General features: G+C 55.6%; 11 protein-coding genes. 4 read left to right on the top strand and 7 right to left on the bottom strand.

The window, feature by feature from the left end; translation table 11 throughout:
• The first annotated feature begins 265 nt into the window (after positions 1 to 265).
• Positions 266 to 1,522, top strand: a complete 1,257-nt coding sequence (locus tag RB_RS01800) for a tetratricopeptide repeat protein (protein WP_007331288.1) — start codon at positions 266 to 268, stop codon at positions 1,520 to 1,522.
• Positions 1,523 to 1,605: 83 nt separating this feature from the next.
• Here the strand turns inward: RB_RS01800 and RB_RS01795 are convergent, their stop codons facing one another.
• The 4 genes from RB_RS01795 to RB_RS01785 form a co-directional block, all read right to left on the bottom strand.
• Positions 1,606 to 2,835: a DUF1559 domain-containing protein gene (locus RB_RS01795; RefSeq protein WP_164921353.1), complete on the bottom strand. Its 1,230-nt coding sequence runs from the start codon at positions 2,833 to 2,835 to the stop codon at positions 1,606 to 1,608.
• Positions 2,836 to 2,992: 157 nt separating this feature from the next.
• Positions 2,993 to 3,163, bottom strand: coding sequence for a hypothetical protein (locus tag RB_RS27680; RefSeq protein ID WP_007331285.1), 171 nt, complete (start codon positions 3,161 to 3,163; stop codon positions 2,993 to 2,995).
• 533 nt (positions 3,164 to 3,696) lie between these two features.
• Complete coding sequence (locus RB_RS01790) at positions 3,697 to 5,325, bottom strand: helix-turn-helix domain-containing protein (RefSeq protein WP_007324689.1); 1,629 nt, start codon at positions 5,323 to 5,325, stop codon at positions 3,697 to 3,699.
• A 132-nt stretch (positions 5,326 to 5,457) separates the two neighbouring features.
• Positions 5,458 to 5,889 carry a hypothetical protein gene (locus RB_RS01785; RefSeq protein ID WP_231846117.1) on the bottom strand — a complete coding sequence of 144 codons (432 nt, stop codon included), beginning with the start codon at positions 5,887 to 5,889 and terminating at the stop codon, positions 5,458 to 5,460.
• A gap of 341 nt (positions 5,890 to 6,230) precedes the next feature.
• On the opposite strand from RB_RS01785, the gene RB_RS01775 reads away from it, so the two are divergent.
• The 3 genes from RB_RS01775 to RB_RS01765 are packed head-to-tail and all read left to right on the top strand — an operon-like array spanning position 6,231 to position 10,902.
• The gene (locus RB_RS01775) at positions 6,231 to 7,730 is read left to right on the top strand and encodes a MotA/TolQ/ExbB proton channel family protein (RefSeq protein WP_011118102.1); all 1,500 of its coding nucleotides are present in this window, start codon (positions 6,231 to 6,233) and stop codon (positions 7,728 to 7,730) included.
• Positions 7,727 to 9,835: a hypothetical protein gene (locus tag RB_RS01770; protein ID WP_011118101.1), complete on the top strand. Its 2,109-nt coding sequence runs from the start codon at positions 7,727 to 7,729 to the stop codon at positions 9,833 to 9,835. Before RB_RS01775 ends, RB_RS01770 begins: the two co-directional genes overlap by 4 nt.
• On the top strand, positions 9,832 to 10,902 hold the full coding sequence (locus RB_RS01765) for a hypothetical protein (protein WP_007324693.1): 1,071 nt from the start codon (positions 9,832 to 9,834) through the stop codon (positions 10,900 to 10,902). Before RB_RS01770 ends, RB_RS01765 begins: the two co-directional genes overlap by 4 nt.
• A gap of 15 nt (positions 10,903 to 10,917) precedes the next feature.
• Here RB_RS01765 and RB_RS01760 read toward each other — a convergent pair whose 3' ends face one another.
• From RB_RS01760 to RB_RS01750, 3 genes are all read right to left on the bottom strand, one after another.
• A complete protein-coding gene (locus RB_RS01760) occupies positions 10,918 to 11,832 on the bottom strand; it encodes a lactate/malate dehydrogenase family protein (RefSeq protein ID WP_007324694.1) in 915 nt (304 codons plus the stop codon).
• 420 nt (positions 11,833 to 12,252) lie between these two features.
• Complete coding sequence (locus tag RB_RS01755) at positions 12,253 to 14,016, bottom strand: hypothetical protein (protein WP_164921352.1); 1,764 nt, start codon at positions 14,014 to 14,016, stop codon at positions 12,253 to 12,255.
• Between the two features lie 312 nt (positions 14,017 to 14,328).
• Positions 14,329 to 18,960, bottom strand: coding sequence for an Ig-like domain-containing protein (locus tag RB_RS01750; protein ID WP_011118098.1), 4,632 nt, complete (start codon positions 18,958 to 18,960; stop codon positions 14,329 to 14,331).
• Positions 18,961 to 19,197: the final 237 nt, after the last annotated feature.

Below are 19,197 nucleotides of genomic sequence, written 5' to 3'. Positions count from 1 at the left end.
GGCAAACACGAATGTTCCTAACCAATTTGGCAGAAACTGGCTGCGTTGAACGCAACGATCCGTTTGAGCATTCGTCCCAATTGCACGGGGTAGCAGCGGCAACGGCTATGCAAGCGGTTTGCCGGAATGCAGTTTGCCTGAATACTTCTGCCAACTCGCTTCGATCACCGAGCATCGACGACCGTGAATACCGTTCAAGCATCTCGAGACCATCATGCATCCAAGTAAACAGCCAAGCCGCTCCGGCGCTCGACGCAAGCTTGAAATGGTTGTCCTTTTGTCATTTCCATTGACCGTCACAACCGGTTGCGGAAAACAAGATCCCCCCGAAGCACGCCAAACCCCAGAACGCCCCCTGGGTGAACTTCGCCTGGCAATGCGAAAACAAAAGTGGGCCGAAGCGTGGCAGTATTCCGACGCGGTGTTGAAAGCCCATCCGGATGATGCTGACGCGATCGCTTCGGTTGCGATGGTTGCCCAGCATCTCGAGAAACCCAATGAAGTAGCCGACCTTCTAACGAAAGCCTGCTCAGTGGAATCATTCAGCAATGACGGGCGAGTCCGCCAGGCAATGATTGCATTGGTTGGTGCCGGACGCCTCTACGATGCCATCGACCTGCTGGAGGAAACGATCGAAGCGGTTCCATCACGCCATGCCACGCGTCGTTGGTTGTACGACCTGTACATCAACAGCGGCAACCGTGCCGAAGCCATTCCACACGGACGGACCTTGGTTCGCCAGCGACAATTCGACACCAAACTTTTGCTATCGCTCGGAATCCCGCCTTCGGCCAAAGATGATCTTGGATCCACATTGGAAATGGTTCGCCGAAATCCTGATGACAAGCGACCGCTGTTGCGACAGGCGAACAAATTGCTGAACTCCGGTGAAGTCGACGAGGCAACCAAGCTTCTTCAACAGATCACGGGGCAACATCCTGAATTTCAGCCGGCTCAATTACTCTACGCAATGGCTCTCGCAGAAAGTGGCGACATCGACGCGTATGAACAGTGGCTTTCAAAACAAGACACATCATCACTCGACACCAAAGCCGAATACTGGATCGCAAAAGCGACCATCGCCGCCGCGAAAAAGGATCCCCAAAATGCGTTGCGTTTTTATTGGAACGCGAGCCAACGAAATCCCGATCTGACAAAACCTTGGTCATCGATCCTTAAACTCGCCAACGACTTGAAGATCGATTCACCTGATCAGATCAGCTCAATCACAGATCGCCTCGAAAGCCTGCAACAAATTCGATCGTCCATGGAGCGTTTCGATCAAATGGGCAGCATTTCGCGTCGACTGGCCACCGACATCGCGGTCGAACTTGAAAAGCTCGGACGGCTTTGGGAAGCGGAAGCCTGGGCTTCGATCGCAATGACGCTGCCTCGGGATGACACAGTGGATGTCGAAAGTGTGCGAGCGAAGATCGTTGGCCAACTGACTGGTCAGACCCCGTGGCAAGTAAGCGAAGGGCGTCCAGATTTGCAATCCGAGTTGCCAATTGAATTTCAATAAGGGCTGACTCCCGCCCCCATAAAAAGAACCGCCCTCCAAATTGAAGGGCGGTTCGCATGTTCAAACGATACGGAAACGGAGGATCAGAATTCGGTGTCGATCACTTCGCGGCTTGCACGAGTTCCCAAAGCACCCCAAACGCCGTAAGGACTTTTCTGTCCTGGGTTAGGCATAGGTGCTGATGCGTTACCGGCTTCAATCGAGTCGGTAATGAACTTCACCGCACCATCACCCATCAGGATGTGGACACCACCTTGGTGACGACTGCTGGGAGGAGCAATCGCACCGTTTTCTGGCCAACTGTCAGCACAAACGCCTTTGTTTGGTGCCAGAATGGTGTTCACTGTTGCGAAAATCGGCCGGGCGTTGGCCCAACGTGCACCACGCGAAGTGGCAGCACCGAGCCCACGAGGCTCGTCACCAGGAGACTGTCCGGATCCGGGACTGTCGGGATCGATCCAAAACTGTGGACGTTCAGGGTCCAAGAAATTCTGTTCACAGTGATTTGGGTTCGATAGGTAGGTACCACCCGTCGTCACAGCCAACGAAGTCCGTTTGTCACCATCGTTCAAGTCAGTGGCGATCTCAGCCATTGCGATGGTGTTGGACAATCCGTCCAGAATGTCGCGGAACTTGGACACATCACGAGGGATGAAGAAACCGCGGTTACGCGATTGCACGCCCATCGCCCAGTTGTTGACCGTCAAGTCACCATTCTTACCACCGTTCCAGCGGTTCATGTTGTCACCAACACATGGAGCGTAGTTCGTACGTCCCATCGTTGGAGCACCACGGCCCGGATCGCTTGGGCAACGCAGAAACGGAAGGTCCGTCATCCAAGGTGAGTAGTAATTCCGGTCAGCTCCACCAGGTGTGGGCGTTGGGCCCATCGCCGGGAACGTGATGTCAATCGTGCCGTCATTGTTCGTGTCGGCGGGGAACGGGTTTGAGATCTGCTCCCAAGTTCCCTGAGCTTCCACGAATGGGGTCAGGCCGATCAACATCGACAGCAATTCGTGGTTTCCGAAGTTGCTGTTCTCCCACCAGTTGGTTACTCCACCTGGGCCAGCGTTCAGTGGCGCGACGGGTGTCGTTCCACCGTAGTTGGTTGGGAGTTGATTATAGGCGGAATGATAGTTGTGCACCGCCAAGCCCAACTGCTTGAAGTTGTTACTGCAACTCATGCGTCGGGCAGCTTCACGTGCAGCTTGGACGGCTGGCAGAAGCAGCCCCACCAAGACGCCAATGATGGCGATCACCACGAGAAGCTCGACCAGCGTAAAGCCGGTACGAGATTTAGAACGATTCGACATAAAACAAGTCTCCGATTCGGAACAAGAAAACAACAAAAAAGTATTGAAGAGTGACAAGGAACGACGCTGGGCGGCTCTAAGCGTCTCGGTTCGAAGAACCGAAACGCAATGATCAATAAATAAAACGATCGATGAACGCCGACGCCATGATCAGCGACTAGTTCCCCATTTGTTGGGCCATCTCTTTGTCATATTCGGCTTGCTCCTCAGGAGTCAGCTCGACAGGTTCCTCAGCCGCGGTCGGTTCAACGACTTCCGCCTTGTCGCAACCAGAAAACGCGAGGGTGAGGCATGCAAACAAAAGAGTGAGCGAAAACAAGTGCTTCATCGGTGGGTAAATCCTTACCGGATAGGGACAGCGATCATGTCGCAAAAATTAACTCCATCTCTCTAGAACGCGTCATGGCAAACCAGAACGCGCACCAGTCATCCATAACATACCAGGTGCGGTGCCCTCGTTCACCGTAAATTATTCGCCTGGGACCCCGATTGCGGCAAATAATTCGCCATCAAAACGATTTCCCTAAGAAATATTTCCCCACCATCAGGGCGTCGACTGAGCGTGCCATGCACGACACAAACGGCGATTTGTTACAGAACGCTACCCAGGACCCGGGATCTGAACCGTCTCAGGCTTCGGGTGATGGTTTTCGCGGATGCAACAAATTGACGTGGATCACCTACGCGAAATTTCTGCAACAATTGAATGGAGCGTGTCGCTTTGAAAGCAGCGTCCGCCCATCAGGTGATCGCGCGGCGATCCGCCTTCCCGATTACCAGCCGACTTGCTGAGAATGCGAGTTTCATCGCCGGCCAAGAGGGGCAGCCGGTAAGAAACCAACTGCCGCTATGAGATCACTATCACCAACCGGCGACGCTGATCAGCATGTCGGTCAGTGCACTGACGGGAGCGGAAGGCTCGGCGTAGCTCCACATGTTGCGAACCAAGTCGGTCATCAACATGCCGCCCAAACTCATCACGCTGAGGATCAGTAGCAATCCGATCGTTTGCAGCAGGGTGAACGGAACCTCGTAACCGCCTCGAACACCAGCCCCCGCCGAAGCGACCGCCGCGTTTTCGTCGATCAAACCGTCGCCGTCCATTGGATCGTCCAGTGCATCGACTTCCGCAACGTCATCATCCATTGCGAAACCGCTGTCGCCAGCTTCATCGAAGGCGTCCACCTGGTCGGCACCGTCGAAATCAACTTCTTCGATGTCGACCGATTCCGAATCGACAACTTCGATCACTTGAGAGGCACTTTCTTCGTTGCCATCGATCTGAATTCCCGAAGCGGACAATTGGAATTCATCGTCACCTTTGAAATCGATTCCCGATCCCATTTCACTGGCGGGAACCAAGCCACTCCCATCGTGACCGCTTCCGGTGCCCGAACCTTCGTTTAGCTCTGCACCCAAGTCGAGGGCGGAGATGCTGCTGCCTGCCAAATCCAGAGGCTCACTTTCCAGGGAAAGGCCACTGTCGGACGGGCTCATCAAGTTGATACCGCTGTCTCCGGCGATTGAGATATCGCTTCCCGCACCGCTGACCACCAAGTCGTCGTCATCGTCCGCAATGATCAAGTCGTCATCGTCGGCCAGTGCATCATCCACTCCGGATGAGCCGCCAGATTCAGCCGACATCAATGAACTGCCCAGCAAGTCACCACTTCCGGAAAGCAATCCGCTTCCCGCCGCGTCACCGGCCAACAAATCGAGTTCACTCAGCACATCGCTGCCCGCGTGACTCTTTGATTCAATCGCTGATGGACTGCTGTCCAGATCCAGATCGCCCATCAATTCCAGGCTGCTGGCTTGCTCGTCCGAGCTGATATCGCCCAAATCCAATTGGCCGTCGCTGTCTTCTCCGCCCAAACCGGACAAATCCGATTGGCTTTTGGCACCTTCGACGGGCGCGGTCCCTTTGACTGGTTCCAGCGTCAGGTCATCTGAATCGCTGTCCAAGCCCAAGGAGCTTCCGAGATTGAACTCGTCGCTGTCGCTGTTCGATTGTGGGCCCGGCGTGGGTGATTCCAATTCCAAATCGCCACTGTCGTGTGAGATTGCCGATCCCGAAAGATTGAGGTCATCCAGGTCAATCTTCAGCGGTGCGTCGCTGTCCGCTTTCGCACCGGGAACGATCGTCACGTCGCTGCCGTCACCGGAGTCGCTGGCGATGAGGTTGACGTCGCTGCCGCCAGTGAGCGAATCAATATCCAAATCCAAACCGCTGTCGTCGCTGGCCGGATTATCGCCGCCGATCACGGATCCGATTTTTGATCCACCGCCATCGGCAGCCAAAATTCCGGAACCCAATCCGGACATATTTGGAAGTTCGTCTTTTAGACGCTCGATCTCTGCCTCAGGAAACTTCCAGCTGGAACCATCACGAAAACCCCGGACCTGACCTTGGCTGCGAAGATCAATCAGTTTGTCGGCGGGAATTCCGAGTTGTTTGGCGGCGTCTTCGAGAGACAAATAAGAGGCCATGGCAACGCTGAGATAAGGATAGAGGGCGTCAGAAGGTGTCGTTATGATGTAGCTTCCCTGCCATCCCCATCTTAATGACCGTTCCGGCGAATCGCCAACAGAAACGGGCCGTTCAGATGCAGAATTGCCGCCTCAACGTGGCTTCGTCTTCCCTTGCATTCGACGAATGTCGTCGGGCAATGGCGCCGTCGCGTTGAGTTCCAATGAAAAATCGGCATCGATAGCGCGGCTGCTCACCAGTCGGATCTCGCCATCGGGACCCACATGATACACAGCCATCCACAGTTTTCCTGTGTTTACCAAACTAATTACTTGCGTTCCTGACTCATCCACATGGGAAAATCCGATTATTTCGCCTGATGCCCCCACGTCTCGGCCCGGTCGAGCCTGTATCAGCGTGGGGGTACCGTCGAGTGAATGCGGGACGCCCGCCAGCGATTCTGGTTGGCGGATGGCGGGTGAGTCTTGTGCAAAAACGTGATCGGCCGAATCCAAAGACAGGCATAGCCCGATCAACACGCCGAATCCAACGCAAACCATTGAGGCGACCAGGTTCGTACGCATGGTGATTTCTCCGGAAAAAAGACGAAAACAAGCGAATCGCCGAGGCATTGGCCAAGATCATGACGATCGACTCCGTCACTCTAGATGAGCAGCTCGGTCCCGGTCCAGATCGCTCCGCCGCAACCCCAGATCGATCTTCCTGGCGAGGCTTCCATCCGCCTACTCTCTGCGGTTCACCACAAGCAGTTCCGCTTCGATCCGGCCGTCGTCACAACCGAATGTCAAAAAGTGCGGATTAGATGAAGTCCGCCGGTTGTAACGGTCGATCCTAGCGATGTGGCGTGTGCGATCGGCTGTGCCTTTCCGCGCCATGAATCGCCGTTCCGTCCGGAAGGAGTCCGATGAAGCCTCACGATTTCAACGCCAACGACACCGTTTCCCCCGCCGATCATTGGGGAGAACCCGTCGAGCCATTGACGAAATTGCAGGCCACCACCCCGGCCAGCACCGGCGAGCCATCCGCATCGACATCTGCGAATCAACCAACTGATCTGGTCGATTCACCTTCCATGTTGTCGAAGATCGTCGCATCCGTCGGTCCGATCGGCTTGGGTTTGGTTTTGTCGGCGGTGTTTTACGGCGTCGTCTTCGGAGTCAATTGGGGTCCGCTGAACCGGTACTTCCTTGGTCACCCGGTCGCTGTCGCCGCGGCAATTTTGTTCTGTGTCGCCATCGCGATTCTTGCTGTCCGTGCGGTGCAAGTCGCTCGCGATCGGCACCAATTGGAATTGCTTCGCGACGAAGACCTGATGGCACATGCGACCGGTGCCACATCAGATTCGCCCGCGCAACGTTGGTTGCAACAAAACGATGCCGGCGCGATCGCTCGCACCTGGCGTAAATCGTTGCGTTCGCTTCCAAGCTCGACAAGAAACTCGCTGCTGGTACGTCGCCTGAACGAAGTGTTGGGACGACAATCACATCGCACCGGAACCGGCGACCTTCCACAAGATTTGCGGGAGATGTCGGAACGCGACGCCGATGCGGCTCACGATTCGTTCGGCTTGATTCGCATCATCGTGTGGGCCATCCCGATGCTTGGTTTCTTAGGCACGGTCATTGGTATCACGCAAACGCTCGGCGGGCTGGACTTCACCGACGGAACCGCAGCGGTCGATCGATTGAAGAGCGGTTTGTACGTCGCCTTCGACACAACCGCTTTGGGTTTGGTGTTGTCGGTGCTAGCGATCTTTTTGCAGTTCCCTGTTGAACGGTCCCAACAGAGTTTGCTGGCAAGCGTTGACCAACGAGTTCGCGACTTGGTTTCAGAAGCTCTGCCGAGTGACGATGCCGGGGACAGCCAAACCGCTTTGGTCACTCAACTGTGCGATGGCATTCGAGTCGCCGTGCAAGAATCATTGGCCACACAAGCAAAGCTGTGGCGGGAGACGATCGAAGAAGCTCAGGCGTCATGGCGAACCCAACACAATGAAGGTTCCGAGCAGTTCCGCAAACTGATGCAAGCATCGTTGCAACCGGCCCTGACCAGTCACGCCGATCGCATCGAAGCGACCGTGTCTCGATTGGACATGATCGGCAGCGGCGTCAGCCAAACGCTGCAAGATCAAACCAAAGCATGGAACGACGCGATGCACACGACCGCCGTCGAAGTGCAAACCCATCGCCGCACATTGATGACTCACACCGAAGCGATGACGGAACTGGCGGCTCAGCAAAGCATGCGAAACCAGACCGAGGCTCCGGTCGTTGAACTGGATCCCGTGATGGGTGAAGCAATGCGAACATTGGCTCGCGCCGTTGATACCTTGTCGCAACGATTGCCGGCCGCAAAAACGACCGGTGGTCGAGATGACTCCACCAGCAAAAGGCGTGCGGCATGAGTCGGCGACGCGCCTCGCTGTCTCCCTCGTTGTTCCCGTTTCTAGCGGTGCTGGTCTGCACGCTGGGTACCTTGATCCTGTTGCTGGCTCTCGTGGCCGAGAAAGCTCAGGATACTTCGGTCCCGCAAGTTGCTCAGCATTCCGAAGCGGTTGCACCGACACCCGATTCATCGGATGACGAAGCACCGTCGACCGACAACCCTGCCGATACGTTGGTGGACACGGACGTGCCGCCGGCGATGACTGCTGCGTCCGCCATCCAGTTGCTAGAAGAAGAACAATTTCGCGTTGAGCAATTGGTTTTGCATCGGGAAAAGCAAACCAGCAAAGTGGAATGTCGCCGCGATGAGCTGACCCTAGTCCAAACCGCCACAAAGAAGTTGCGAGATCGGTTGAAGCAACTCAGCGACGAAGTGGACGCAGCGATCGCTCCTGAAGACGCAACCAAGATCGACGAGCAAGCCATCGTGATGATGCGTGAAGAGATGGAAACGTTGCGTCGCGAAATCGCGGAATTGGAAGAAGTCAAATCAGGCGACAAACCCCGCGTGGTCATTGTCCCTCACCGCGGTCCCAACGGAACGGCTCGTCGCCCCGTGTATGTCGAATGCACTGAGAACGGCGTGACGATTTGGCCGGAGGACACACGCATCACTCACACGCAATTGCTCGCCGGCGTTCAATCCGGATCTCCTAGTCGGAACCCGCTCGATGCTGCCCTTCGAGTCTTTCGACAACACGCAGTTCAAAACTACGGCGATGGCGCTCCGCCCTACCCATTGTTGATCGTCCGTCCCGACGGCATCGAAACGTTCGTGACCGCTCGTGCGGCAATGCAAGATTGGGATGACCAATATGGATACGAGTTGGTCCCCGCGGAGGTCGACCTCGCATTTCCGAAACCGGACCGGGTCTTGAAACCCAAGATGGAATTGGCGGTTCACGAAGCAGCCAGCCGCAACATCCAGCAATATATCGGCGACGCCCGCGGTGGTGCCGGCGGCAACGGAAGCGGAACGCGGAACATGGGCGGCACCATGTTGGGCGGTGCCGCTTCGCTTCCATCCGGCAACGGCTTCGCCAATGCAGACGCATTCAGTGCGAAACCATCAAGCGAAACGCTAGCCAGCGGCGGAACCGGCAACAACGGCGGTCCCACCGACAATCCCTATACCGGGCAAGCCGGTGGTGCCACGTCTCAGCTAGGCGGTGCAACGGGCTCGCCGATGCAACCCGCCGAAAAACCGCTGCCCGTTTTGTCAGCTCGCTCACTCGATCGCCAAGCACGGGCGAACGGTTTCATGCCATCGCGTGACATGGGGCCTCCGCTTCCAGCCGGCGGACTGGCCGAACCCATTCCAGGTTCCAGCCAATCCAGTTTCGGGGCGGTTGAAACACGGTCCGAAGCTTTGAATGACTACTTGGCACAAAAAGACAATCCGTTGCTTGCTGATTCACAAAGTGACACCAACCAGACTCCCTCGGCAAACTCAAATTGGATGAACGATCCATCAGCCGATGGAACGGACGGCGAGTCGGATGCCGACCAAACCGACCCAAACTTTCGTGGTGCCAGCTCCAAGGTCAACGGTGAACAAATTGCTGGCATGCAGCAGGCCAGCGGTGGCCAATCTGCTTCCGCCTCAGTCTCTCAATCGTCGGCCGCTCCACCGTCGTCAAGCCAAGCACCCGACTCGGCCAATCAACCACCGCCGAGCACCAACATGCAGGCTCCACAACAGCCAACCAAGACGGTGCGTCGCGAGGGCCGAGATTGGGCGCTGCCGCGTTCGATGGCTGGCATCAATGGCACCCAAGTGGTCCGTCCGATCGCGATGGTTTGTCATCACGACCGATACGAGTTGGTTCAAAACAACGTCGTTGTTGAGACGTTCCCTTTTGAAAACAATTCGATCTACAACGCAACCATGGAATTGGCCACCGCCGTGCGTGATCGAGTGGACGGCTGGGGAGCCACGCTTCCCGGAGGCCGCTGGCAACCTCGGCTAGATGTGCTCGTCGCACCACACGCTGATCAACGCTTTCATGAATTGCAAACGTTGATGAACGGCAGCGGTGTGGAAATCACGAGGAGGATTCGATGAGTCGACGCCGACGCACGACGCTAGAACTTGGACACGATGCCTTTTTGGACATCGTCGCCAACCTCGTTGGGATCCTCATCATCCTGGTGGTGGTTCTCGGAACGCAAACGCAACGCATCACCCGTGCGCTCACATCGCCTGACGAAATCGCTCAAAAACCCGGCGAGTTGGTTTCACCAGAGGGACTGCCAACGCCCGAACCCAAGCTGGCCACCGATTCACAGTTGTCAGAGCTTGCACAAACAGCCATGCGAGCAGCCGCGGCACAGCGTGAATCAATGCGACTGGAGAATATGGTCAAACGCTACGACATGGAATTGGAACAAGCCAAACGTGAACGTGGTGCATTGCTCGATCTGCTAACGCTCGCCGAAGAAGCTTGGGAGCAGAAGCAAAAACAACTCGATCAGGACAAAGTGCGCGCCGCAAAACTCGGCAGCGAAATGCGTGAAGTCAGCGCGGAGTTGGCGACTCTGGCCGGCACCAAGGAACGGCTCGAAAGCCAAGAGTCACCCGTCGTCGCAGTCGAACACTTGCCCACACCGATGGCCAAAACCGTTTTCGGCGACGAAATTCATTTGCGACTGAAGAGCGATCGATTGTCAGTCGTGCCCATCGAGCCGCTCCTGAAAGCCATCAAAGAAGATTTCGGCCGCGTCATTCGTGGATCACGTGATGGACGTTCATCATCCGCTGTCGGTCCCATTCGAGGATACGTCGCACACTATGCGATGGACAAATCAACCGGCCGAGTCTCTCAAGGCGGCAAGACTTCCATGGGCACCCGGGTTCAACTAGCCGGCATGGTGATCGAACCACTGGAAGAACCTCATGGTCAACCGATCGATCAAGTGCTCACAACCAGCCGTTTGCTGGACGTGGAATTGGCCGGGCGAGATCCATCCAAAACGACCATCACGGTCTGGGTCTATCCCGAAAGCTTTGCAGCATTTCGAATGCTGAAAGAGCATTTGTACAAACGCGGATTCGCGACCGCCGCTCGCCCACTTCCATTCGACCGGCCAATCTCGGGCGGCCCCGGTGGCTCGCGTTCGCAAGCTCAATAGTTTTGGCTGACTGGCTCACTGTCCGGCTTCCATCTCCACCAACGTTTGCTTGACGACCTCGGCCGAGTTGCGAAACGCGGCCTCCTCGTCTTCTGACAAAGTTGGATGCAGAATCCGAGTGACTCCTTCGCGGCCGATGACCGCAGGCAGGGAAAGACAAACGTCTTCGACGCCCAAGTACCCATCAACCAGCACACTGACCGGCATTGTGTGGCGAAGGTCATACGCGATGCTATCCAGAATGGTGATGGTCGCCATCGCAATGCCATACGACGTGTGCCCTTTCAGACGGAACACCTCGTATCCCATCGCTTTGGTTTCTTCGAACATTCGCCGTGACGTGTCGCTGGGATAAAATCGTTCGCCGCCGGTCATCGCAATCGACGAAGCGGCGAACTGCGTGTCACCATGTTCGCCCAGGATATACGCCCGGATGTCTTGCGCGTGAATTTTCAGTTCCGTCGACAACAAAGCTCGGTAGCGAATGCTGTCAACCAAAGTGCCGGTGCCAATCACGCGTTTGGGGTCAAATCCGGTCAAACGGATCGTTTCATACGCGAGCGCATCGACCGGGTTGCTGACCATCACAACAATCGCGTTGGGGCTCGCCTTCGCCAAACCTGGCATCCAGTCGCGCAGGATCGGCATGTTGTCGATCCCCATCTCCAATCGCGTTTGGTTTGGGTATCGAAACGGAACCGACGCGGTGAAAATGATCACGTCGGAGTCTTTTGAATCCGCGATCTCACCCGAGGAGATTTTGATATTGCTGTCAACGAGCGCCGCCGCATGCGTCAGATCCAACGCATCGCCTTCGGCCTTCTCTCGCGAGCGATTGAGCAACAACAACTCGCTGGCCAGAGGATTGATTGTCAATGCAAAAGCAATCGCCGATCCGACTCGTCCGGTTCCGACCAATGTGATCTTCATGCTATCCCTCCGTCGCTGTGTCGGGTTGGTTTCATTCTAACGCTTCCGCTTGGCGTATCCGAACGAAGCGTGACTCATTCAGCAATGCCCCCGATGTGGGTCGCAAAGGAATGGAGTGAATCACAGGATTCGTCACCCACACGGGAAGGTCAACAAACCTTGCAAAACTCCAGCGTATTGAACCAGCAACAACGAGCAGGGGAAAAGTCACAAATAAGAGACACAAATGCACCGATCTTCTGCGAGCCGCTCAGGATCAGCCAACGGAGAGGTCGATCAAAGCGATCGATCAGTCAGCATGAGTTTGTCGCTTCACCGAGAAACGAAAAAAGGCCAGCAACCCGAAGATTGCTGGCCTCATTCGAACTCACGCGAACGTGAGAGATCGTTCTAATTCGACGAGTTGTCGAAAACCGTTATTCAGCAGCCACAGCCCGATGCGACTGGTGCGGCCGAACCGCATCCGCTGCATCCGCCGTTACCAGCAGCCGATCCGCATCCGCTCGAAACGGGAACTTCAACCGTTTGAGGAACCATGATCGTCTTAGTGACTTCGACTTCTTTTTGAACTTGGACAGGCACGCAAACGGTGTAGTCTTCGGTCTTTTCTTCTTCGACTTGATCCATCACGGTGACCGTGTAAGGAACTTCTTCGGTGACGGTATCACACTCGGTGACGGTGTACTCACGAGTCTTGGTTTCAGGAACCATGACGGTGACTTCACGAGTGCGAGCTTCGGTCGTCATAGTCGTTTGAGGAACCATGCGAGTACGAGTTTCGGCAACCATCGTGCAAACTTCTTTCGAACGAGTGCGAGTTTCGCTGGTGTAGCTGGTGCGTTGCTCTTTACGAACGCGTTGCTCAGTGCGGCACTTGGTGACTTGGTACTCTTGCGTGCGTTGCTCTTGACGGCAACGGCGAACAGCAACCTGACGGGTGCGAACTTCACGTGTCATACGAGTCACTGGAACCGTACGAGTACGAGTTTCCATACGGCACTTGGTAACGTTGACCATACGGGTTTTCGTTTCGTTGCGGTACTTGCAAACGGTCACGGGACGAGTGCGAGTTTCAGCGCGGCACTTGGTAACGGTGTAGGTGTAAGGAACTTCCGAACGCTCGCTCACATACTCGGTGTAAGGAACTTCTTCGCTGACCAAGTTTGGAACCCAAACGCGTTTGGTGATCGTTTGAGCACATCCGCCACAGCTGCTGCCACATCCACATGCGTCGGAGCATCCGCCACATGAACCGCATCCGCCACAGCTCGATCCACAACCATTGCTGGCAGGAACTTCTTCTGTCACGCACTGGTAGCTACCCAAGTCTTTGCAGACCGTACGGGTCTTCGTGACTGGAACGCGTTTGCACACGGTACGCGAAGCGGTCAAAGTTTCTGTGTAAGGAACTTGAACGGTGTAGGTTTGCTCGACGGTTTCGGTGTAAGGAACGCGAACCGTGTAGGTTTGAGCAACTTGTTCGGTGTAAGGAACACGAACGGTGTAGCTACGCTCGACGTGCTCAGTCACTGGAACGCAAACGGTGTAGTTCTTCGACACCATTTCGGTGTAAGGAACGTTGACGGTGTAGGTGCGAGTTGCGGTTTCGGTGTAAGGAACCTGAACCGAGTAAGGCACGTCGACTTCCGTCGTGACGGGAACTTGAACCGTGTAGGTTTCTTCGACGGTGCTCTTCTTTGGAACCATGACGGTGTAAGTCTGTTCGACTTCCGTCGTCACGGGAACTTGCACGCTGTACTCTTCCGTCTTGGTCGACGGGACCATCACGGTGTATTCCTCAGTCTTGACAACTTGACGAGGAACTTGCTTGGTGACAGTGCGAGTGCGAGTCTCAGTGCGAGGAACCGACTTCACAACGGTGTAGTTACGCTGACGCGTTTCTTGTTTCATTTCGGTCACGGTGACCGTTTGCATCTCGGTGACCTGTTGAGGCACCATGATCGTTTGAGTCGTCATGGCTGGGCCACAACCTTCAGCAACAGCTGCGGGAGCTGCCGATGCATCAGCAGCAGGAGCACCTTCGGCTGGCGATGCAGAAACAACTGCGCCACATCCGCCACAGGCAGGTGCAGGAACAGGTGCGCCACAACATTGTGCGTTGGCGGTCGTGCCATAAGCCATTGCGGTCAAAGCAATCGCGAAAGAGTAAAACAACTTCTTCACTGGGGTTACCTCAAAGGGTTCGAAAAGAGCGAGGGCCATTGCAATGTTGTGCCCCTCTACCTGGACTGTTGGTTTTGCCGGAGCTCGAGTCGAACTCCACGTCGCAACTTATATAACTCGCACCCGGGGGGATCGAAGTTGTTTCCTTTCGGGTAATTCGAATCAAGTTGGGAAAGCTAGCCGATCGCGTCATCCCTGCCGGTTGTGACGATTGTTCACAAACCAAAGGTGATCATTGAGGTGTACATCACGAAAAAACCCCGTCGGTTTAAACCGACGGGGCTTTCGTCATTTAGTCGTTTGAAATCTAACTCAGCTGTTGCCGAGGATCATATCAATCGCGTCTCGGAAAGCGGGGTATTCGCTTTCAATCAAATCTTCGAGGCTGGCGTCGAAATCGAAATCATCCACGCCGCCGAGCAACTGGACGGATGTGCCGCTTCGGTTCACTCGCAAGTGATCACCGTCGACCTGAGCGGTACGGACGTCGCCGTCTTCTTCGATGATCGTGAGCAAGGCTGCATCATTGTTGCGGTTCATCGCCAATTCAGCGTAAGCCACTCCGTCGAACCCGCTACCGGCCAAGAACATTGTCTGTGCACCGTCGACCAGATTGATGAATCCACCTTCGCCTGGATCAACGCCGCTTGGCAAACCGTTGCCGCCGTTGGTATTGGTCGACAAGATGGAACTGTTGCCTTGCCCGGCATCACCCAATGTCGCAAAGGCGAACGATCCGACGGGTGACGCTCCGCCATCGGAACCGATTTCGATTGGAATGATTCCGTCGGCTGCTTCACCGGCGGCGACAGCATTGTTGGGCAAGTTGTAAATCACTTGGTAGCTGCCCGGTGCAACGTCTTCGAAGGTGTATTCACCGTCCAAATTTGTCAGCACCACTTGATCGATATCGACGCCCAATTCATTTTGCGAAGCGGCCGACACCAAACGGACTGCGACGCCACCAAGAGCGGTCTCACCCGGATCGCGAACACCGTTGCGGACCGGATCGGCACCGTTGTCGATCACATCGCGGATGTTCATGATCCCGTCGACGAACAGCTGACCGGAGATCACCGATGGGCTGAAATCGTTGACGGTGACTTCCACGGTCGCAGTGTCGGTTAAATCACCATCGCTGAGCTGATAAGTGATCGTCGCGGTGCCAACAAAGTCCGTCGCTGGCGTGAAGACCAGTTCGTTGTTGGCATTGACCGTGACCGTTCCGTTGGCCGGTTGAGTAGGCACGGTAACCGTCGCGGTTTGATTCTCGTTGGCTGGTCCAAGTGAATCGTTTGAAAGCACGTCGATCGTAACCGCTCGGTTGCGAACCGTGGTCGCGGTGTCGTTGCCCGCGACTGGAGCATCGTTCACACCAGCCACTGAGATACTGATGGTGCCGGTATCGGTCGCACCTTGCGAGTTGGTGACCGTGTAGACCAGCGAATCACTTCCGAAGTAATCAGCACTTGGCGTGTAGGACAGCGTCGAATTGGTCAAATCGCCTGAAGTGCCACTGACATTCGCTGTGCCGTTGGTGGGTGCTGTGGTGATCGTGACGGTTGCCGAGTCACCCGAGTCCAGGTTGATCAACGTCGACAGATCCAACGTCACGGCTCCCGCATCTTCGGTAGCCGACAACGAACCGTTGTTAGCAACCGGTGGCGATACCACGTCGGTCACATTGACCGTGACCGTCGCGGTCGCGGTCAAGTTGCCATCGGTGACTTGGTAGGTGAACGAATCCTGGCCGTTGAAGTCAGCAACTGGCGTGTAGCGAATCTGGCCGTTGCCGATCGCAGTTGCCGTTCCGTTGCCCGGATTCGACGCAACGGTGATGACCAAACCAGTGCTATCGATGTCAGCGACATTGCCATTCAGGTCAATGTCGATGCTGTTGTCTTCCAACACCGTAACGGTGCGGTTCGTGGCTGTGGGTGCATCGTTGACTGGTGTCACGCTGATCGTGAGAGTGCCCTCATCGGACAACTGCGACCCTTGCGTGCTGGTCGCACGATAAACGATTGTTGCAGTGCCGTTAGCGTTCAGAACAGGATTGAAGGTCAATGTCCCGTTCGCTGCGACAGTCGATGTTCCGATTGCGTCGGTGCCGCTGACTTTGCTGAAGGTGACCGAGTCGGTTCCTTCGAGCGTGACCAAATCGTTCAGGTTGAACGTGAACGTTCCGGAGTCTTCATCGATGGTTTCCGATCCGTTGCCAGCAATCGGAGCATCCAAGACGTCTTGGATGTCGATGTTCACGACGGCCGTTGAGGTGCCACCTTGGCCATCACTGATGGTGTAGGTGAACGAGTCATCGCCATCGGCTGCTGAACCGGTCGAGGTGTAACTGATTCGCGTGCCGTTCTGGGTGATTGTCGCAGTTCCGAAATTCGGAGTGCCCACCGCAGTGATCGTCAAAACGCCCGATTCGCCTGGACCATCGAAATCGTTCGCCAGCACATCCAAAGTAACCGTTGCACCTTCGTTGACACTGAAGTCATCCGCTGTGGCGGTCAGGTCCGTGTTGTCGGCCGTGATGTTGACGGTGATGACGCCTGTGTCACTGCCGCCTTCCGTACCGTCATTGCTGGCGGTGTAAGTGATCGTCGTGGTACCGAAATCGTCTTGAGCCGGAGTGAAGAAGATCTGGTCACCGTCGATCCGGACGCTGCCATTTCCTGATGTGATGACCGCATCGTCCAGGGTGATAGTGGTACCACCGGTATTGATCGTGATCAGATTGTCATCGCTGAGGTCGGCGACCAAAACTTCGCTTGTGACTCCACCACCGTTGTCCTCATCAATGGTGACGGTCTTGTTGGCCGCGTTGATGCCGGTTTGGCTGTTCGTGACCGTGACGACCACGTTCGCGGTTGCCGTCAACGCACCGTCAGCAACGGTGTAAGTGAACGAATCCGAACCAGAGAACCCAGCCGGTGCGGTGTAGCTAATTTGTCCGTTGGCGATGATGGCCGAACCACCATTTGCCGTGGTGATCGCCGTCGCCGGGCTTTGAAGCACCAAGTCAGCGTTGTTTTCGCCTGGGCCAGCACTATCGTTGGCCAGCACATCGATCTGAGCAGTTTCGCCCTGTTCAACGGTTGCGGTGTCGTCGACCAACGTTGGTGGATCATTCACACCCGCGATCGTGACAGCAATCGTGCCGGTGACGGTGTCAGTTCCGTCCGTCGCAGTGTAAACCAGTTGATCGCCATTGCCGAATGCATCGGCATCTGGTGTGTAGGTAACGACGCTGCCATTGAGAGCGAAGTCACCCAAGTTTTCAGTCGTCGATGAGATCGCGTAGGTCGTTCCGGCTGGGTTACCTGAGTTCAGCGTCGCCAAATCGATCGTCGTGGCAGAATCGTCTTCGGTCAAACTCAGCGTGCTATTCGCAGCAGTCAAACCGGTGCTGACACCGGAAACATTCAGAATGAATCGCGATGAAGCGTCCAACTGAATCATGTTGTCAGGCACGCTCTCTTTTCCGACTTCGGTGCCGTAAATCAGAACCTTGTCACCTTCATCGGGAGCATCCAAGCTCACGCTGACGCCAGTCGCCGGCACAACGGCACGGACTGGAATGCTGAAGGCATCATAAGCCAAATTTGGATTGTACTCAGAGCCCAACTCCTGAGCCAAACTTTTGTCGCCAGGGCCGAGCACGCCAATTTCATCGAAGAGATCGACCAAACCGCTTCCCAAGTCCTCGCCGAGCTCAAACGAGCCAAACGAACGGGTCTGCCCATAGACGCCGGCATTTCCTGCATTCCGCGTGTTCAATTCCAACGCACGAAGGATTGGGGTGCTATTGAAAGAACCGTCCGGATTCTGAACGTTGATCTGCGACAGATTGACTGGTTGGGCGGTTCCGTTGACCTCTAAGACAGCCTGCAATTGAGGCATGTTTACGTTGATCAAGTCAGGACCGCTGTAGTTGATCTCCATCGTGTAGGAGCCACCACCACTTGGACCACCCGCACTCGTGTTGATGCTCGATTGCACGTCGACATCATCAGCTGATCCGACCAGAGGACTTAGCTGAGCAATGATCTCTTCGAGATTGTTCGAACCATTGCCAAGGCTGCCGCCAATGAAGTCGTTCAAAGACCGCGTCACGGTAACGGACGGATTGTCCGCAAACGAGAACGTGATATTGCCTTCGAGCGGAGAGTTTAGGACCGTGTTGTCAAAGACGATGCTTTGAACTTCGCCAACGGCTGGCTCGAGCACATCGGATTGATCAATGATGATGTCGGTGACAGCTCGGAAGACACCCGTGGCACTGAACCCACGCAGATCCTTGACGCCGACTTCCAACTTGAAGACTTCGTTGACGTCGACGTTGTAGGTCAGTTCGACATTGTCGTCAGGAAGGACATCGGTTGCGCCGGTCGTGTTGTCGACCAGCGTGTCATCCAGGTTGCGGGCTGCCAGCACAAACTCAACCAACGGCATGTCGGCTTCGCCTTCACCGCGATTCAGAGCATTGATGACACTCAGAGCGTCCAAGGCCGTCACTCGATTGTCACCGGTCACATCGACGAAACCAGTGAACTCATCGGATCCCGACAGGGGCTCGCCTTCGCCATGACTGTTGAGGTGATTGATCACCATCAACGCGTCCAGTGCCGTCACATATTTGTTGTTGTCAACGTCGTAGGCTCGCCAGTAGTTGTGAGCGACAGCGTATGTGGCTTCGCCTTCCGGAGCAGCATCGACCACCGAGGGGACGTCACCAGCCAGCAATTGTCGAGTTTCAAGCGATTCGCTTAGCAGACGACGCTTGTTCGAACGGTTAGAGCGCGACCGGTCTTCGCTTCGCTTTCGTGATGACGACGGGCTCACGCTGCGAAGCAGTTGACGCAGATTTTTCATCTGTTTTCTCGGCAATTCGAATGGTTGGGCTGGGTCGATGTGATGGGTCTTCGCGTTCGTCAAAATGCCCCGATATCGACGGGCATCTCAGCGTCCGCGCAAAGTTAGAACGGGCTCCCGCAAACCGCTTCCACGGCCGGGACCGCCAGCGTAATCCAAAAACTTTGGGCGGGTGCGAAAATTTGAAAAGCAAGGCCATCTTACCTAGACCACCGCCTTTATCAATCTTTGGTTGGTCCGAGCGAACAAAAACGATGGGTTGGTCGCGGTTGGACGGATTGTGAGGGCAAAAAGTTCCAA

The organism is Rhodopirellula baltica SH 1 (assembly GCF_000196115.1).
In the GTDB taxonomy this organism is placed as follows: domain Bacteria; phylum Planctomycetota; class Planctomycetia; order Pirellulales; family Pirellulaceae; genus Rhodopirellula; species Rhodopirellula baltica.
This window is presented reverse-complemented; position numbering and strand designations above follow the sequence as displayed.

Bases quoted from the DNA above. Each gene is read 5' to 3' on its own strand.
- RB_RS01800 (WP_007331288.1), top strand. From the start codon at position 266: ATGGTTGTCCTTTTGTCATTTCCATTGACCGTCACAACCGGTTGCGGA.
- RB_RS01795 (WP_164921353.1), bottom strand. From the start codon at position 2,835: ATGTCGAATCGTTCTAAATCTCGTACCGGCTTTACGCTGGTCGAGCTT.
- RB_RS27680 (WP_007331285.1), bottom strand. From the start codon at position 3,163: ATGAAGCACTTGTTTTCGCTCACTCTTTTGTTTGCATGCCTCACCCTC.
- RB_RS01790 (WP_007324689.1), bottom strand. From the start codon at position 5,325: ATGGCCTCTTATTTGTCTCTCGAAGACGCCGCCAAACAACTCGGAATT.
- RB_RS01785 (WP_231846117.1), bottom strand. From the start codon at position 5,889: ATGCGTACGAACCTGGTCGCCTCAATGGTTTGCGTTGGATTCGGCGTG.
- RB_RS01775 (WP_011118102.1), top strand. From the start codon at position 6,231: ATGAAGCCTCACGATTTCAACGCCAACGACACCGTTTCCCCCGCCGAT.
- RB_RS01770 (WP_011118101.1), top strand. From the start codon at position 7,727: ATGAGTCGGCGACGCGCCTCGCTGTCTCCCTCGTTGTTCCCGTTTCTA.
- RB_RS01765 (WP_007324693.1), top strand. From the start codon at position 9,832: ATGAGTCGACGCCGACGCACGACGCTAGAACTTGGACACGATGCCTTT.
- RB_RS01760 (WP_007324694.1), bottom strand. From the start codon at position 11,832: ATGAAGATCACATTGGTCGGAACCGGACGAGTCGGATCGGCGATTGCT.